General features: G+C 41.9%; 19 protein-coding genes. 6 read left to right on the plus strand and 13 right to left on the minus strand.

Annotated elements, in window-relative coordinates; translation table 11 throughout:
• The first annotated feature begins 67 nt into the window (after positions 1–67).
• The 3 genes from B5D59_RS14510 (at position 68) to B5D59_RS14520 (ending at position 2,782) form a co-directional block, all read left to right on the plus strand.
• A complete protein-coding gene (locus B5D59_RS14510; protein ID WP_078818439.1) occupies positions 68–751 on the plus strand; it encodes a hypothetical protein in 684 nt (227 codons plus the stop codon).
• Positions 752–868: 117 nt separating this feature from the next.
• Positions 869–1,894 carry an NAD(P)H-dependent flavin oxidoreductase gene (locus B5D59_RS14515; protein WP_245799536.1) on the plus strand — a complete coding sequence of 342 codons (1,026 nt, stop codon included), beginning with the start codon at positions 869–871 and terminating at the stop codon, positions 1,892–1,894.
• Positions 1,895–1,963: 69 nt separating this feature from the next.
• On the plus strand, positions 1,964–2,782 hold the full coding sequence (locus tag B5D59_RS14520) for an STAS domain-containing protein (protein WP_078818440.1): 819 nt from the start codon (positions 1,964–1,966) through the stop codon (positions 2,780–2,782).
• A gap of 34 nt (positions 2,783–2,816) precedes the next feature.
• On the opposite strand, the gene B5D59_RS14525 is transcribed toward B5D59_RS14520, so the two are convergent.
• The 8 genes from B5D59_RS14525 to B5D59_RS14560 form a co-directional block, all read right to left on the minus strand.
• Positions 2,817–3,548, minus strand: coding sequence for a YqcI/YcgG family protein (locus B5D59_RS14525; RefSeq protein WP_078818441.1), 732 nt, complete (start codon positions 3,546–3,548; stop codon positions 2,817–2,819).
• A gap of 138 nt (positions 3,549–3,686) precedes the next feature.
• The gene (locus B5D59_RS14530) at positions 3,687–4,493 is read right to left on the minus strand and encodes a DUF2935 domain-containing protein (protein ID WP_078818442.1); all 807 of its coding nucleotides are present in this window, start codon (positions 4,491–4,493) and stop codon (positions 3,687–3,689) included.
• A 188-nt stretch (positions 4,494–4,681) separates the two neighbouring features.
• Complete coding sequence (locus B5D59_RS14535) at positions 4,682–5,710, minus strand: TolB-like translocation protein (RefSeq protein ID WP_078818443.1); 1,029 nt, start codon at positions 5,708–5,710, stop codon at positions 4,682–4,684.
• A 15-nt stretch (positions 5,711–5,725) separates the two neighbouring features.
• The gene (locus B5D59_RS14540) at positions 5,726–6,592 is read right to left on the minus strand and encodes a permease prefix domain 1-containing protein (protein ID WP_078818444.1); all 867 of its coding nucleotides are present in this window, start codon (positions 6,590–6,592) and stop codon (positions 5,726–5,728) included.
• Entirely contained in the window at positions 6,589–6,912 is a 324-nt protein-coding gene (locus B5D59_RS14545; RefSeq protein WP_078818445.1) for a PadR family transcriptional regulator, read from the minus strand. Before B5D59_RS14545 ends, B5D59_RS14540 begins: the two co-directional genes overlap by 4 nt.
• Before the next feature lie 138 nt (positions 6,913–7,050).
• On the minus strand, positions 7,051–8,073 hold the full coding sequence (gene namA, locus B5D59_RS14550) for an NADPH dehydrogenase NamA (protein ID WP_078818446.1): 1,023 nt from the start codon (positions 8,071–8,073) through the stop codon (positions 7,051–7,053).
• Between the two features lie 110 nt (positions 8,074–8,183).
• The gene (locus B5D59_RS14555) at positions 8,184–10,496 is read right to left on the minus strand and encodes a penicillin acylase family protein (RefSeq protein WP_078818447.1); all 2,313 of its coding nucleotides are present in this window, start codon (positions 10,494–10,496) and stop codon (positions 8,184–8,186) included.
• A 245-nt stretch (positions 10,497–10,741) separates the two neighbouring features.
• Entirely contained in the window at positions 10,742–11,296 is a 555-nt protein-coding gene (locus B5D59_RS14560; protein WP_078818448.1) for a DJ-1/PfpI family protein, read from the minus strand.
• 151 nt (positions 11,297–11,447) lie between these two features.
• On the opposite strand from B5D59_RS14560, the gene B5D59_RS18285 reads away from it, so the two are divergent.
• Together B5D59_RS18285 and B5D59_RS18290 are read left to right on the plus strand one after the other, a co-directional pair.
• On the plus strand, positions 11,448–11,624 hold the full coding sequence (locus tag B5D59_RS18285; protein ID WP_176132596.1) for a hypothetical protein: 177 nt from the start codon (positions 11,448–11,450) through the stop codon (positions 11,622–11,624).
• Between the two features lies 1 nt (position 11,625).
• Positions 11,626–11,781 carry a hypothetical protein gene (locus tag B5D59_RS18290; protein WP_176132597.1) on the plus strand — a complete coding sequence of 52 codons (156 nt, stop codon included), beginning with the start codon at positions 11,626–11,628 and terminating at the stop codon, positions 11,779–11,781.
• A 56-nt stretch (positions 11,782–11,837) separates the two neighbouring features.
• Here B5D59_RS18290 and B5D59_RS14565 read toward each other — a convergent pair whose 3' ends face one another.
• The 5 genes from B5D59_RS14565 to B5D59_RS14585 all read right to left on the minus strand — a co-directional run bounded on the left by B5D59_RS14565 (position 11,838) and on the right by B5D59_RS14585 (position 17,525).
• Positions 11,838–12,059: a hypothetical protein gene (locus B5D59_RS14565; protein ID WP_078818449.1), complete on the minus strand. Its 222-nt coding sequence runs from the start codon at positions 12,057–12,059 to the stop codon at positions 11,838–11,840.
• A gap of 11 nt (positions 12,060–12,070) precedes the next feature.
• Positions 12,071–13,366 carry a purine/pyrimidine permease gene (locus tag B5D59_RS14570; RefSeq protein ID WP_078818450.1) on the minus strand — a complete coding sequence of 432 codons (1,296 nt, stop codon included), beginning with the start codon at positions 13,364–13,366 and terminating at the stop codon, positions 12,071–12,073.
• A 137-nt stretch (positions 13,367–13,503) separates the two neighbouring features.
• Positions 13,504–15,861, minus strand: a complete 2,358-nt coding sequence (locus B5D59_RS14575; RefSeq protein WP_078818451.1) for a penicillin acylase family protein — start codon at positions 15,859–15,861, stop codon at positions 13,504–13,506.
• A 135-nt stretch (positions 15,862–15,996) separates the two neighbouring features.
• The gene (locus B5D59_RS14580) at positions 15,997–16,791 is read right to left on the minus strand and encodes a VLRF1 family aeRF1-type release factor (RefSeq protein WP_078818452.1); all 795 of its coding nucleotides are present in this window, start codon (positions 16,789–16,791) and stop codon (positions 15,997–15,999) included.
• Positions 16,792–16,892: 101 nt separating this feature from the next.
• Positions 16,893–17,525 carry an alpha/beta hydrolase gene (locus B5D59_RS14585; RefSeq protein ID WP_078818453.1) on the minus strand — a complete coding sequence of 211 codons (633 nt, stop codon included), beginning with the start codon at positions 17,523–17,525 and terminating at the stop codon, positions 16,893–16,895.
• Between the two features lie 116 nt (positions 17,526–17,641).
• Between B5D59_RS14585 and B5D59_RS14590 the strand changes: the two genes are divergently transcribed.
• Entirely contained in the window at positions 17,642–17,854 is a 213-nt protein-coding gene (locus B5D59_RS14590) for a hypothetical protein (protein WP_009498570.1), read from the plus strand.
• The last annotated feature ends 5 nt before the right edge of the window (positions 17,855–17,859 follow it).

Raw genomic sequence — 17,859 nt, forward strand, 5'->3', positions numbered from 1 at the left:
ATTCAATGGAAAATCTGTGTAACTTCATATAAAATTCTCCGTCTACGTTTCAAAGGAGTGTTGCGAAATGAAGAAAGGGTTATTCCTTATAGGAGTTTTATTACTAGCGAGCTGTTCTGGCAAGCCTGCTCAAATGTTGCCTTCATCTCAATCATCTGTCATTGACTGGGTAGATTTTGTGAATTGGAACGACACGACTTATACCGCGAATTATGAAACGAACGAGATGGATAAGGTATGGAAAACGGAAAGAGTACTAGGAGAAGTCACATATACGTTGGATGGTCATGCGGGCGCGAACCATACGTCAAAAAATGGAGATGCTGCATACTTACCGAAAGGAACCAAACTGTATGAAATAAAAGGCTATGATCCCGCTTTTCGTATTCTGGCGAACGATAAAATATATGAAGTTTCAGAAGCTGGAAAAGCTGAAAAAGTTGAAGATTTCTTAGATATAGAAGGAAAAGTAAATCGAGTAATTTTGCAAAGTGAAGAAGATTTATCATTCATTGGAGAGTTTTCAGAGGTGCATACGAAGGAATTCATTGATGAATTGCTGTTACTTCCATACGAGGAAGCTGGTCGAACAACCGAAGGGAAACGCGTTTTCTTCGGCATTGAATTGACAGATGGTTCTATGACCCGCTCCCTCTATTGGCCAGAAACCGGGTATATCAATTATGGGACAACAGCATCGGAGCGCTTGAAGGAAATTTTCGAAGCTGAAATGAAAGCATCAAATTACTAACTAGAGATTTCTTTAATATATCAACAAATTCACATTTCCCAATTGTCTTCTTCCCTTCATATTTGGTAAACTTATTAGTAGCATGAAGATTACGAATATTTCAGGAGGAGATATCCTTTGCAACATCTATTCACACGTTTTATGGAGCATCCCATCATTCAAGCACCCATGGCAGGAGTAACGACGCCAGAATTTGTCGCTGCTTGTTCAGAGGCGGGGGCATTAGGATCAATCGGGGCGGGATATCTTACTGCGGAGGACACACGCCAGTTTATTCGAGAAGTGAAGCAACTAACAGATCGGCCCTTTCAAGTGAATTTATTTGTGCCCGAAATGAACATCGTGAATGAGGAACAAATCGAAAAAGCTTACCACTCGTTAAAACCTATCAGACAACAACTCGGCCTTTCAGAATGGCAGCCGTCATTTTCATCCAGTGAGTTTGATGGGCAAATTCAAGTGCTTGTAGACGAAAAAGTTCCTGTTTGCTCCTTTACATTCGGTCTGCCTGAAAAAAACATCGTTACAAAACTGAAAGAGCATGACATATTTTTAATTGGCACAGCGACAACTGTGCAAGAAGCTCGACTGGCTGAGCATGCGGGAATGGACGCTGTAGTGCTTCAAGGTAGTGAAGCAGGTGGCCACCGGGGAGCATTTAACGGTGAAGGAGACATGCTGCCATTAGCTAAACTTCTCACAGATACTGTGAGTACTGTTCAAATTCCACTAATCGCGGCAGGTGGTATTTCTATGCAAGCTCACATCCACCATTTACTTTCGAATGGAGCAGAAGCTGTGCAAGTTGGCACTGCTCTACTTGCGACGGAAGAAAGCGGTGCGAATACTCATTATAAGAAAGCGGTTCTTAACACCACTGAGAATTGTACCGTTTTCACCAAAGCCTTCTCCGGAAAGACGGCTCGCGGAATTCGCAATACATTTATTGAACAGATGGAAGGAAAACCGATCGCCCCCTATCCATATCAAAATGATTTAACAAAACCTATTAGAAGTGCTGCATTAAAAGAAAAGAAGCCAGAATACATGTCGCTTTGGGCTGGGATAAATGTTCATCGTTGCAGTGCCGGGAGTGTTAAAGAAGTAATCCAAGCATTGACTCTTTCTACTTCTCTTCTTTAACTCTCTAAAAAACAGGTTTTAACAGGATAACGCATTCACGTACCTAAAGTTTCTTTTGAGGTGAACTTAATGACCAATAGTCCATTTGACAAAAAATTAGCAGAACTATTTTTAGATGAACATAAAGAAGAGTTTCAACAGGAATTATTGAAACAGGCTGTCAATGTGAAGGATCGAGTAAAAGAGATCTTGCAAATCGGCAATATTGACCTAATTAATAATGCATTTAAACTTGTACATTTTGTGATTTGGCAAGAAGAAGAGAAATTAAGCTTATTCGCAAAAAAAGAAGGGATTGCATGGGCTACCCACTCATTGACTGTTGACCTAAAACTGGAATGGGTTCAGGCAATTCGCCGAACATTGTGGATCAACATTCAGAGAATGATTGAACAATATAATATTACGAACTACGATCTATTCGAATTGGAGAAAAATGTAAATAATCAAGTCGATCGATTTCTCAATGAATTTTTCATTAATTACTCAACTTACAAAGACATGCTTTTGCGTGAGCAGCGTAAGCTCGTAGAAAATTTATCCGTACCCATTATTCCAATCAACTCAACTGTCAGTATTTTACCGCTAATCGGTACTATTGATTATTTTCGTGCGAAAGTGATGGAAGAACAAGTATTGACGAAGATATCGAAGCAACATATCCATACCTTAATCATTGATCTGTCAGGGATTGGAGACATGAAAACAGAAGTGGTGGATCAATTCTTGAAAATGATTGAAGGGGCTAAAATGATGGGATGCAATGTCGTCATTACTGGTCTCAAGCCTGACGTAGTCCGTAACATTGTAGCGTTAGGAGTTGTTTTCGATTCGCAAACCAAGACATGGGGTACCTTACAACAAGCATTAGATATGTATTTCCAATGATTTTAAGCGATACCTTTTGAGGTATCGCTTTTTCTTACATTTCTTTATGGCTAAAAGGACATTTCCCTCTTATCGGTTCGCAGTCATCCCCGATGAAGAATTGTTTCCATTCATTATGTGTCGGATCACCGAAATGGCTGATATCTGGATGTTTCGGCAACTTGTCCCATAGTTCTACACGCTCTCTTACTTTTTCGCGTGAGTTGATGCCGCCTTTTTCAGTTCCTTCAAGCCCCTTAAAAATCTTTCGTGGTTGAAAGCCGATTACCATAGAATTGCCTAAGTCTCGCGTTTTTCTTTGCTTATAGGCAGGTGCATTGCCGAAGGCAAAAATCGGCTCGCCATGAAAATGAAAATCCCATAAATGATGATCTGGATCACGTGGTGCATCTTGCGGCCATTCTTTTTCATCGGCTGTATGTAAATATTGCAGAATATCCCAAAATTGCTGACGGTATTCTTCTAGCGTACCTTCATTCGGAAATGGCTCCACGAAAACAAAGAGTCCATGACGCTTATGCTTCGGATTCTCGAATAACTCCAAAAATAATTCCATAGTTTTCGGCAAGTTCGACCAGTCATCTTGTGTAATATAACCGTATCGCAATTCGCCCTTCTTCTCACCATTCATTCCAAAATAACAAGGAAACGTCCGATCCGTAACCGTTTGGTGAAATGTCTGATACTCTCTCAGCAACCAATCCGGCAAATCACTCCGTTCCGTAAAGTCCTCTTTTGTCAATAAAGCATCTGATGTCTGGATCAATGGTTTAACCTCCTTCAAGCAAACTATACTGTTAACTTCTTTACCCTTACTCTCGAAAATCAAAACCAAGCTCTTGGTCGTCAAAAAATAGACAACATAGGATCTCTCCCATGCTGTCTATTTTGTTTGAAGAATAGTTTAGTTGGTTCTTGGCTTACTCGGATCACATGAAGGTTTCGCAATATCCGTGGTTTCAGAGAGTTTTATCAAGTAATAACACTCTTCTCTTGCCATATGATCCGCCATCAGAGCCGTAAACGATCCAAGGATTTCCTTGTTCATTTCCCATTCTTCCAGCTCACGTAAAAATGACTTAAAAATCGTCATCTCTAAATTGATATCCTGATGAAATTTGGCCAATGCAGGAAATTGAGTGACATTTGTTCTCAGAAAGCCAGCCATCTCCACTGCCTTTAAATAGAAAGCTTCCCATTCCTGCGTGAATTTCTGTCCTTTCTCTTTCAACGACTTCTCGACTCGATCCAAATTTGCATCAATAGCTCCTGCATGACCAGCGGCATCCAGCAGCCACAATAAGTCATGGTGAAGCGGATGAACAGGCGGCGGTAACTCCCCTTGAGCCAAGTATTCAAAGAGACGGATGGCTTCCTCTACTTCATTGACCATATGATTGATGAATGAAGGAGTTAAGGTGATTTTGATTTCACCCACTAATTGCGCTGCCACAAGCTGCAATTTGAAAAGGCGTATTTGTTCGCTGGCGGTTTTTGAAGTTTGCAGTAATGATTGCAGAGCCGGATTGTCCATTGGCCGTTTCGATTCGGTAAGCAATTGGTCAAATAACTGGATGAATGTATTCGCTTGTTGAATACGTTCAGCTTCGCCTGGTGCGAGAGAGTCATGAATGAACCGTGCATGGTCCCCTAGTATTTGCAACCAAAAATGCAATTCAAACAATGCTTCTTCTTGGTAATCCTTCGACAACAAAACACCCCCATCAATTACGCCTCGGCGTGATTGGGTCTAGATTTTGAATTGTTTTGGCACAATTGACTCCTTTCAAAATCTGTGACATCCGCCGGAGGCTTTATTTTTATTCATCAGGAGTCTTTTGCTGAATAAAAATAAATAGTCTTTACAGTTTATGAAAGGACAGAGGGTGTTTATGAAAATCATTTACCAACAGATTCTAATGGTACTTTTTCTACGTTCCTGCCATCCATATTCATCCTATATAGATGATAATCTGGTGACCGTCCAGCAAAATTTCGGTCTACCATAAAATAGATTTTTGCATCGGGACCCAGTACCGGCTTTGAAGCATGTTCTTTCAACGCAGTCAGCTGCTCTGTTTGATATGTTTTCCAATTGAAAACAAATAATTCATATTCAAAAATGCCGTTCTTTCCAGTCCCTGCCACTGCCTGATAAATAATTTCTTGACGTTCGGGCAGTAAGGTGAAATCATAAATATCTTCCTCTTGGATCGGACTGCTGATTATCGACTTTCCATCCGGATCGTCTAGTGGAATCTCGTAGATACGCTGGCTGGATGAAAAAACGTCATCTGCTGACTCAATATTTTCATCATCGTCCATTTGTACAAATACCGATTCATTCTCAGAAGAAACTTGCAAGGATGCCATATTATATTTTTTCATATCGGTATATTGTGTATGTGTTTGCTCTTTCAAATGATAACTATGCACGTCAAAGTCATGCGGATGCTTCGAAGCGACCGGTGAATAGTTCGTAAATGTTGCAGCTTGCAAATAAAACAACAACTCTGGATTTTTCGGATCAAACGCTACTTCTGTAATAAGTGAATCTACAGAGAGTATCTGCTCATCTTCCAATGACTCCAACTGAACGACATGAATATCTGTCTCGGCATCTTGTTCCCGATCTTTATTAGTAATCGCAAAAGCCAGCCGCTTCCCATCCTCAGAAAACGTTAAATCTATAATCTCTTTTTCAACTGGTAACTGTATAAGTGGTTGTTCCTGAAGTGTTATATATAAATTCGCTTGCCCTTTTTCATAGACGACATACGCGATTTCACCATCTGATGACACACCGTAAACTTCTGTCAGACCATTTTGTTTTTGATTCTCATCCTTGTCGAATACAAATCCGAGCACAATGAATAGAGCTGTCAGGAACGCAATGGAACCTAGTAAGAAAACTAGTGACTTTTTCATCTTGTATCCCTCCTTCTATATTCCATACACCCAGATTACTAGAGTAACGCCAATCAATAAAAGCTGCGTGATTGCAATAGTGTAGGCTATTTTTTTACGTTGAGCAGCCAGTAAGCGCATTTGAACCGCATACAATAGCATCCACAGACCGATCGGCAGCAAGAGCAATAATAATGAAGCTTGCAACCCCTCTGAAAACAACAAAAATGCCCACAGCAAAAATAACGTGATAAAAATCAGTACAATGCCCATCGTAATATTAATAAAATGGATCCATTTCGCATCTTTCTGCAATAGCTGTTTAGAAGATGGAAAGTCATAGATCGTCGTGCGATACACTAGTATAATCGCCAGCAATACAAGGGCATAGGAAAAGAAACCTGAAATTGTGGAATAAGGGCGATCCAAGTAAGCTGACATTAAGCTGCCATAAGAGAAAATAAAGATATGACTAATCAGCAGACCGTTCATCCACAAACGGCGGTTTAACGATTGGACAGGGTGCAATATGACCGTTAAAATCGATGTAGCAACAAGCACTGCCAGCACGAGCCAGATCAAATGGGCATCACCGTTCATGAACAAATCCAGCAAGTAAACGCTATAGGCAAAAATTAATGAAGCACTTGCAAGAATCAGCATCATCCCCCTGCGATACGGATACATCGCTTGCTGAAGCTGTTTTCCGACCTCTTTTTCATCGCCGAAATTCATCATTGCCATCTTCATCGCCTCCTCTTTGGAATAACCTTCATTGAGTAAGTCTTCGTAGGAACAGTGCAGATGACTAAGCAATTCTTCGTTTAAATCCATACTTTCTTCGTGATTGCTATCAGTCTGTCTCACAATACCTTTTACAAATCGTTCGAATACTTCCGTCATGTCAAACCTTCTGAACTTTTGCGGACAAGAGCGTTCATCCACTCCCAATTTTCTTGCTTATTTCCTAACGCAACTCCGCCTTCATCCGTCAGTCGATAATATTTCCTTCTGCTTCCTTCTGTTCCTTGCCAATAAGACTCCACCCAACCCTTTTTCTCCAAACGCTTTAAAGCAGCATATAAAGTTCCTTCACTCATTTCGTACGTATCATTACTTAATTCTTTTAAAACCTTGACGATTTCATAGCCGTATAAATCCCGCTGTGCAATCAACGACAGCAAAATTAAATCGATACTGCCTTTCATCATTTCCTGATCCATAATGCTTCACCTCTTTCGCATCATAACACGATGTACATCGCATTACAATGTAGATGACAAAAAAACACCTTACCGATATCTTATTCATTTCGGTAAGGCAGCGAATGTGTTATTGAATAAAATTTGAGTCTCCTATATTCAAGAAAATGTCCAACCGCGTTCATAAGGCGCAGGAGGTTCAATTTTGACGCCCAGTTCACTTGCAGCACTGTACGGCCAATAAGGATTTCGCAGTAATTCACGGGCGAGCAGGACTAGATCAGCTCGTCCATTTTGTAAAATTTCTTCTGCTTGAATAGCGGAAGTAATCAAACCGACTGCCCCTGTTGGAATATCTGCTTCTTTTCGAATTTGATCTGCGTACGGCACTTGATAGCCTGGGAAGGCATTGATGGCTGCAGGCACTACACCACCCGAGCTGACGTCTATTAAATCGACGCCTTGAGTTTTCATCCAACGTACCATCTCTATATATTGTGTGGTATCCATGCCGTTTTCCGCATATTCTTCAGCAGAAATTCTGACGAATAAAGGTCCCTCCCACACAGATCGAACTGCGTCAATAATTTGTCTCAAGAGTCGGTATCGATTTTCAGACGAACCTCCATACTCATTTGCACGGGTATTACATAATGGCGATAGAAATTCATTGATCAAATAACCATGGGCACCATGTATTTCTATGACGTCGAATCCTGCTTGCTTGGCACGGATGGCTGCTGCTTTAAAGGACTCAATCGTTTCTTTAATATCCTCTCTAGTCATTTCAACCGGGGTTTTGTACTGCTCACTGAATCGAATGGGGCTTGGCGCATAGATCTCCCCTTCTACTGTCGATTTTCTACCGGCATAAGCTAATTGAATACCTGTACGGGCATCATACCCTTTTATTAATCGAACCAGTTCGGATAATCCCTCGATATGATCATCTGACCAAATCCCTAGATCCTCATTGGAAATTCTGCCTTCCGGTTGAACAGCGGTAGCTTCTACTATGATTAGACCAGCTTGTCCCGCTGCACGGGTTGGATAGTGAACCTTATGCCAATCCCCTACTTTTCCGTCTTGATTGTGAGAAGAGTACATACACATCGGTGACATGACGATACGATTCTTGAACTCCACGCCACGAATTGTATAAGGTGTAAATAAAGTTGCCATGAAATGATCCTCCTTATTTAGCTAATATACAAAGTATATCAAAGTTCCATTAACTTTATATGATGGGAGAACTCTATCCTTCTGGATAGAATGTCTCCCTTACTGACCATTTATCCCTTTGGTACTAAACGTAAATAATAAGTGGACTCCGCCATCTTCAATTCAGTTATATGATAATTTCCATACATCCAATCAGACAGCTGGTTTGCATACCATTGACTTTTCACATGCCCCGATTGCCCAGGCCCCACAATGTGATGGGCGTTAAACCGGTTAGACCAATCCTTTACGAACCGCCAGCAAGGGCCATGATGAACAGTCCCTGCTTCATCGAACCCAGCCGATTGGACTGTCACTTGGCTTCCTCCAACAGGCAAAGGCTTCGTTCGATTAAAAAGCTCCTTAGCAAAAGTACTCGTTTTACTGAAGGGATGTTCAAAATACAACCGGTGATAATCGCCCCATTTCCATTCCTTCATGTTTTTCCCGTACTGAACTTCCGCACGCTTTAAGCATTTGTTGAGTGCCTGATAGAGCACCTCAGAAATTCCGCCTGCTTGTGTAACCCACACTGATTCAGACTTTTTCTGCAGTGCTTGAAACAGCATACATTCTACTATTTGTTCCTTGCCGTCAAATAAGCGCAGTGCTTCTTCAGGAATCTCCTTCTCCAATAAAAGCTTATGGATTTCACTCATCCACAAATGAAACAAAAGAGGAGCCGCCTCATTGACGCGGTCTTCAAATTTCCACTTCTCCAATATTCCCAATGCCCGCCGAATTGGCATCGTCTTTTTCATCGGCCGCAAGCAGTCAAGAAAAAGAGGGATGAACCCAGCCGCGTACAAATTCATTTTATCCATTTGCAGACGTTTCATGTCTTGCACTGTAAAGTGGCTTCCAGCTTGCAATACTTCTTGAATGCGCAGCTGTCGATAAGGTCGCGATAATGCATGACTTATGTGATAGGGGCAGTCTTCTTCTACTTTTAATTCCGCTGTAGAAATGAAGTCTTCTACAGGATTCACCGCACGCGGAAGTTTGTCGTACGGTATAAAACCATCCCACTCAAATTCATCGTTCCAACCTGGCACCGGGAGTAAGCCATTGCCTTTCTTCCGGACTGGTATACGCCCATTCGTCTTGTAAGCAATCGTCCCATCAATTGAAGCATAGACAAAGTTCTGGGCAGGTGAATGATAGTCTTCAAGCCCTTTTTCGAATTCTTCCCAATTCGTCGCTGAGTTTATTGCGATTATCGCTTCGATTTCTTTTGTTGGTTCCATTGCAGTGCACCGCAATGACAAAGCTGTATGGGACAGGTCCTGCAGAAACTCAAAGAACACGGGTCCGTGTCTCGTCTCTTGAATTTGAAATAGTACAGGAGGACTTCCTTTTATCTGAATGACTTCGCTGATTAAGTGCGCTTCATACCATTCTTCATTATATAAATAGGTATACGGTTTTTCAGGATGTCTTTTTTCAATATAGAGATCTTGAACGTCGGATCTTGTATTCACAGCTCCCCATGCAATATGCTCGTTATGCCCCAACAGAATACCTGGCATTCCCGGATAAATTACCCCACATACATTCACTTCACACGACTTTAAATGCATTTGATACAAAACAGCAGGCGTTCCAAGTGAAAAATTCGGATCAGCGGCCAACATAGGCTTGCCATTCTTACTTTTCTTTCCGCTCAGCACCCAACTGTTACCTCCATTTATGTCAGTTACGATTGATGCATGTTTAAAGATAGCCGCCACATTTAAAGGGTGACCCATACAATACGCAGCCGCTTCTTCATAATCACCTGCTGTCTCGGGAAGTAAGTCTTTCCATTTTTCTTCAGACAAATTATGCAATGCCCAGTATTTGAACGCTTGCCCTTGCCAGTTCCCTCCTGAATTAAATGCCATCAGTTTTCCTATTGCAATACAATCAGTCGGTGTCCATTCTTCTGGCTGATAGGAACGCAAAATAAACTCAATAGGCAATTTGCGTCTGCAAATCGCATCTTTTATATATGCATTCACCCCTTGTGTAAAAGAGTGCAAGATTTTTTTAGTCTGGACAGAATAGTGCGGAAGTGACTTTTCTGCAGCACGGTATAATCCAATTGTTCGAAAGAATTGATCCCTATGAAGAGTTGATTTTCCAAATATCTCACTTAATCTGCCTGAACACTTTCTTTTTAATAAGTCCATTTGAAATAACCGATCTTGCGCTTGCACATACCCTTGTGCAAAATATAAATCATGTTCATTTCTAGCTTCAATATGAGGGACTCCCTGCTCATCCCGTACTACCAGCACCGAATTCACTAAGCCATGAATTTTTATGGTGCCTTTAGTCGTAGGAAGAGCCCGCAACATAGAATAAGCTGTCTGCCATTCACGAAACTTCTTCCATCTATACATTTTACGCCCTCCTTCAGTAAGAACCGATCGCCCGAAAGAACGTTAGCAGTATCCTTATTTACCTTATGCAAGTTTTGGCGTTCGGGAACGGCTAAAATTAGAAATTTATTAAAAATCGGCCAGTTGAAGTTAGCGAGACGTACAAGAAGCATAGAAGACGTGGAAGTTTTTCAGTTTAACTAGTTATCCTTAGAATCATTTAAAAGACGTAAAACCCAGTAGAAAGGGTTTTACGTCTTTTAGACTTACTTATTTACCATTTTCATAAACTCTCTCATTAAACCTGGCAAGTCCGGCCAAGCATGCCCAGAAACCAAGTTCCCTTCTGTATGAAGATCTTTCTCAATGTAAGTAGCTCCTGTGGCAGTCACGTCTGGTTTGCAAGCGATATAAGCCGTATACTCTCTGCCCTGCATAAGATCTGGGATCACAGATAATACTTGTGCAGCATGACAGACAGCCGCAACCGGTTTATTTTCTTCAAAGAAATGTCGCACAATACTTGGCAGTGATTCATCCAGCCGGATATACTCTGGTGCCCGTCCGCCAGGTATGATTAATGCATCATAATCAGCTGGGTTGACATCCGCAAACGCTATGTTTGAATCTAAACCGTACGCAGGCTTTTCCACATACGTCTCCATTCCATCAATGAAATCATGAGTAACTGTGTATAATTTTTTTACAGATGGGGAAGCAATCGTAGTCTCAAATCCTTCTTCTAAGCAACGATAATACGGATAGAAAATCTCCAATGCTTCAACCGCATCTCCGCCTAGAATCAATACTTTTTTGCTCATCTACAATCCCTCTCTCTCTCAATTCTGAATTATGTTCCTATTTCATTTGATTCGACATTTCAACAATGAATCCTCTTTCTTTTGACGAAAATCCTATAGTCATACATTTTTTCTAACGGAAATAGCCATATTAGAAAAAGGAGGGATCAATATGGATAAAAATATACGCCATCTTTTTCGTAAAGAAACGATTAATACAGAAATCGGATTGGATTTCGAAGCAAGTGAAGCAGAGGCCGCGCGGGTGCGTGAAAATGCGACAGGAAAAGAGTACCGGGAAGCGTTGAAAGAAACATATCGTAAAACTGAAAATAAAAGGAGTCGGTGAAATGGAAAAGAAAAAGTATACAGTGGCGGGTACAGACATCGAGGAAGTAAAGAGGCTAAATGCAGAGTCTGGTCCAAGCTACAATGAAATCAATGAGATGCTTACACAACGTATAGAAGAAAGAAAAAAGCAGAGCAGTTCCAATCAAACGAAGTAATTCGGATCTAAGAAAGCTTATCACCCGAATGTATGGTGTGACAAGCTTTTGATTTTTTATTCTTCTTGATTCAGTGTCAATCGGATATGCTTTTCACCGAGCAGAATAACATTACAGTTCCAACGCGGGTGAAAAACTAAACGATCTTGCTCATCCAACTCCATCGTCATATGAATTTCATCATCTTCTTTCGTTAAAATCGCAACCCGGCGATTCTCCATATCCATATAAGGTTTCATCTTTGGATTCATTTCGATCTCCCACTCAAAAAACTTCACGGCATTCCCTCCTAATGGTTCGCTTTTTTCTTACTACGACCTATCATAAACTGCTCAATTAAAATAGCTAAGATCGTACCTGTAATCAACCCGTTAGAAAGAGTAGAGGCGATTATGGCCGGAAGTTCTGATAAGCTTTCAGCCGGCACGAACATGGTCCCAACACCGACCATCAGACCGAACGCCACGGCCTGCCGTGCACGCTCTTTTTCTGGATCTGCATCCAGTTCATTGAATGCCATCGAGACCATTTTGGTAAAGATTGCAAACGTCACGGCATAGGCAACAGGAGCAGGCAAAGCGGCGAAAAAGGCCATGACACTAGGAAATAACGTCATGAGGACAAGAAGCCCGCTCCCAATAATGAACGGCTTGATTGAATGCATACGTGTCGTACCTACAAACCCTGCTGATCCAGATATCGGCACGGAACCAATAGCGGAAAACAAACCAGCGATCAGATGGATGAACCCCGAAGCGAAAGCTCCTTGGCGCAGCCGATCAGGCGGTGTGATATTGAACGAATGCGTCAATAAATGCTCCATAACGCGGATCGACGCCAGCATATTTGCAACTAGCAGGAATGTGATAAAAATGGCTGTAACGAGTACACCGCCATCCCATACAGGCTTCCCATAAACAAATAGTTGCGGTAATTGAATAAATTGATCCGAAACTTTCGCAACAGTAGGTGTCTTCCCAAGCAACAGAAAAAGTCCCCACCCGAATAGAATGGAAATCAACACTGCATACTTCGAAACAGTTGGTCGTTTATTGGCCATCGCAATGAACGTAATCAATAAAACGACGAAACTTCCGCCTAAAATTATGGGATCTAAATGATCTCCCGCTTCCTCCACGCCCATCATGCCTTTAATAAATGTTCCACTTAACTGTAAAATCAGCAATAATAAATAAGTAAATGTAATCGCAGGAGTAAAGAGTGCCTTCATTTTCGTGATGACTCCGGTAGCTGCCAAAATTATAAATAGAACACCACTATAGAGCATGCCGCTTTGCAATGCTTGCAGTGCATCTGTTGAAGTGGAATAAAAGATGCCAACCATACCGGCATACACTACATAAATTCCCCACCATAATCCGGCAGGCCCTTCGTTAATTGGCATACGGTGACCCAAAAATGCCTGAATGAGACAGGCGATGCCGAGTACGAAAATGGTTCGCTGCATGAATAGTGAGGTTGCTACCGCATCCATGCCGAATACGTGTGCAATTGCTATAGGCGCTGCAATAGAGGATGCGATAAGAAAGACTGTCCATTGGATGCCGCCTGCTAGATGTTTCATTTGATAATTCCCCCGATGTAACCGTGCAAATTTTGATGTATTTCAGTATACCACGCAAGCAGCCATTATGTTTTAGTTTTACAACAGTCAGACACAGACGGACAGCCATTTTCGGCTGTCCGTCTGTGTCTGCTGTTTTATTCAGCCTTCAATGTCAACACGCTTCCATTTGACACTTCTCCTGTCAAAATCGTCTCATGGAAATCACCTAACGCCCAATCCTCTGCCTGATCATGAAACCACTTGGACTTCATGTGCCCGCTTTGTCCCGGTCCGACAATATGATACGTCTTCGACAGATCATTCAAGTCCGCTACAAATCGCCAAGACGCCCCATGGTTCACTGATCCATCATCTTTAAAAGCAGCCGCCTGCACCGTTATATTCGATCCGCCAATCGGTTGCTTTTTGGGATTTAACAGCTTCTCGAATATCGGCGATGCACTAGCCAACGAATGAGGAAAAGTTAATTGATGAAAATCACCCCACTGCCATTTTTCCGGCTTATTACCGAAATCTGCTTCAATTTCTTTGATCGCATTCATGAAGGAGGAATACACCCATTGATCAACGCCTTTTTGCTCATTCAGCCAGACGCTTGCTTCGCCATTGTAACCCTTGCGTAAAAGTTCATCTGTAATCTGCCCTTTACCTGGCATCAATGCGAAGACATCTTCCGGCATGTCATCCTGGAACATCTCAAACTGCAACTGTCTCATCCATTTATGGAAAATAAGAGGTGCACTGCTTTCTTTCGAATCGACTTGATCCCAATCTTTCAGTAATTTTATACTCTCTTGATAGTTTCCGTCTTGGTCTTTCTTTTCAACTGATCCAATCATCGAGTCCAAAAACTCTGCTGCGTAAAGATTCTTTTGGTCCATCTGCAGCTTCATCATATCTTCTGCCGTGAATTCATCACCTTCTCTCAGCACTTCTGCAATCCGTTCATATCTGTAAGGCTGCGCCCAAAATTTCGTTATATGATAAGGATACGAATCATCAACTACTTCATTATTTGCCGTTGCGATGAATCCCTCATCTGGATTCACTACGCGCGGAAGTTCGTCATATGGAATATACCCTTCCCAACCATATTCGGAAGAAGCGCCAGGCACAGCTAATTGCGCATCACCTTGTTTACGTATAGGGATTCGACCGTTCGCTTTGTATGCAATTGTTCCATCTTTTGCGGCGAAAACAAAGTTCTGTGCAGGTGCATGAAAGTTCTCTAAGGCTTTCTCAAAGCTCTCCCAATCGGCCGCTTTATTCATCTTCATAATGGCTTCCAATTCCGTTGTCGGCTCAAGTGCCGTCCATTGCATCGAAAACAAAGCTTCCGGATCTTCCTCTTTGTAAATTACATCTGAAATGATCGGACCATGTCTGGTCACCACGACTTCAAATGGAATGTCATTGCCGTCTTTGACCCGAATTGTTTCGTCACGGACTTCAGCTTGCTCCCATTTGTCGTCGTAGCGAAACTTTCCTTTTTCACTTGGATGCGGGATCTCAATATAAAGATCTTGTACATCAGGACCGACATTTGTGACGCCCCATGCAATCTCTTCATTGTGGCCTAGTATAATTCCCGGTATTCCCGCAAAAATTACACCGCCTACATTTTGATCGGGTGATTGCAAATGCATCTGATACCAGATGGAAGGCGTACTCAACCCGAGATGCGGGTCATCCGCCAGGAGTGGCATGCCAGAAGCAGTCTTTTCTCCTGAGACAACCCAGTTATTGCTGCCATTGAATTCAGGAGGTGATAATTCCGGGAGAAATCTTCCCGCTACTTCCACTTGGTTCTCTTTATTTGCTGTCATGATTGACTCTGCGTTTTCAGGATACGTAATGAATAACTCTTTTGCTTTCTCCTCAGAAAAGGCATTCAGAGCCCAATGTCGAAATGCTTGCGGCTGCCATTTACCGCCCAAGTCATAGGCCATATATTTGCCAATCGTTAATGAATCTTCCGGAGTCCAGGTTTCTGGTTCGTACCCAAGAAGTTTAAATTCATAGGATAGCTTGTGCGTGTCTTTCGCTTCGTTAATAAATGCATTGACACCTTCTGCATACCAGTTCAACACCGCTTTTGCTTGATCACTATAGCCATCATATGAAGCTTCTGCGGCTGCCCGCAAACTAAACGTGCGGAAGAGCTTATCATTAGCAACAGCTGCCTCCCCTATCACTTCTGCTAATCGGCCACTCGCTTGTCGACGGGCTAAATCCATTTGAAATAAGCGGTCTTGCGCTTGCACGTATCCTTGAGCACGGTAAAGATCCTCATCAGACTGTGCTTTAATATGTGGTACACCATCCTTATCTCGTGTGATCACTACATCTTGATCCACAAATGTCACCTGATGCTCACCGGCGATTAAAGGTTTCGACTTCGATATGTAAGCGTTTTCAAATATAGCAAAAATAACAGCTATTAACGCCAACAAACTGATACTCCATAATGCGATCTTTCTTCCGCGCCCCATTTTCCATCCCCCTTTTAACTATCATACTATGATAGTATTCTAGAATTATTTGTATATTCCTTTAATAATGGGAACAGCGCTAAAATAAAAAAGACATACTGCTTATGTCATGAATAAGCAGTATGTCGTAAATAATTAGCGGGATTCAAAGATTTTTTGGATGATTTGATCGTTTTTCGTTCTGCCGAAGTTCTTGTGTATACAACTTTCTGGTTTCTCTCGCAAGGTGGAAGCAAAACTTTTGGCGAGTTCTGCCTCACCTGCAACATGAACTTCCTTCCAGCCCCTTTTGGATTTCATTTTCCCGACGATTGATCCCATCTCTTTATAGAAACGTCCAAGGTTCGCTCTTAGACGCTGGTCAAATTCGTCTGTATGTCCTCCTACGCCACGCTGGATTGAAGACTTAACCCCTTTCTGCTCTTTCCAGACGTCAAGACCGGAGTCAAATTCATAAACCGTCTCATCTCGGATCCTTCCCATCGCAGTGTCCAAAATTCGGACCTCTCCGTAACTTGGGAGTACAATTCCTGACTCAGGGTATGCTTTTAACATATACTCCAGTTCGTCCGTCATCGCATGATTTTCCCAATGAAAACTTGTTTTGACTGCTACTTGGACAAAATGAACAGACCAAATCTCCGGCTCGGCCGCCGCAAAAATTACGGCTCCTTTCGCCAATTCTCCCTGGTTATGCTCAATTTCTTTCATGACTTTGTCTTTCACCAAGCGAAAAGCAGTCAACTCTTTTTCATCACCAGAAGCGACAAGATATTCATCCAGCCGCTTCAATCCAGACTTCAGATGAATTCTCCAAGCAGCTTGTTGCTGGTCAGGATCTGCAGGATTCGTATTCAAGTACACCGATAGTACACACCGATCATCACAGCGAAACGCCTTCAGCTTTTTTAATTCTTCGCTTACATTCATCCGATCATCCTCCTCATCATTCCCTCAGTTATAGCATGCCCACTGAGCGTGGAATTACAAGAGTACTTTTTTTCAAACTCTATATGTGCACATTTGAAAGGTCAGAATTGTCCCAGCTTTAAAAAGCGCACAGTCAGATCTGCAACTTCCCTTTGGTGGTGGATTTCTTTATGTCCATAAGGCACTGAAATAAAATCCGTTAATCCAGGATACTGAACGGAAGCTAATTCGATGCGTCCGTCATTATCACCTTCAAGTAATTTTCCGAGCCATAAATGATTTCGTGTCCCGGCAATTGCTCCAATAGGACAAGGAGGATCATTTGATAAATTCAATTGTTCTATATAGGTGGTATGCAGGGAGCGCAACGTTCTGAAATATTGTGTGTAACCGACTATTTTGCTTGCAACATACGCAAGTTGGCTGCCATGGTTCGGTGTAGCAATTTGGACACATCGACCGATCGCTGCCAGGTTATCAGTTTCTTTTAGAACTTTTCGTATTAACAACCCGCCTGTACTATGCCCAACCAAGTGAATTCTTGCATCCTTATGCAACGCCATTTCACTCAACACTTGTTCCACTAAAAGGACAGACTTATCAAATTCAAGACGTGTTAACGGAAGATTGAGGGAGCGGCAATGATAGCTTTGTTCTTCTAAATAAGTAGAAAGTGTCTTCATATCACGAGAATTTTTATTGAAACCATGAAGCAAAAGAACTTGATCATTCACGCGATCACCTCTTTAATATTTATCCACTATAATTTTTCCGAATACCTATGGAAGCGACATCCTCTAGAATAAAACGCCTGATTCTGTCCATAGTACTCTTTAGGAGGTGTGCCGTCATGGGGAATAAAAACAACAAGAAAACAATGAATGAACGAACTCACAATCCATTAGATACGTATCAAAACAAAAGTAAAGACGCCAGCAATAGTAACAACAATAATCCGAACGACAATTTAAATGAAGAATTATCCGCCGAATTCGATGCAAAGGCCAAAAACAAAAATAACAAAACAAATCATGATAAGAATCAATCTTCCAACAAAAGATGATCGGC

The sequence above is a fragment of the Sporosarcina newyorkensis genome, assembly GCF_900167515.1.
GTDB lineage: Bacteria > Bacillota > Bacilli > Bacillales_A > Planococcaceae > Sporosarcina > Sporosarcina newyorkensis.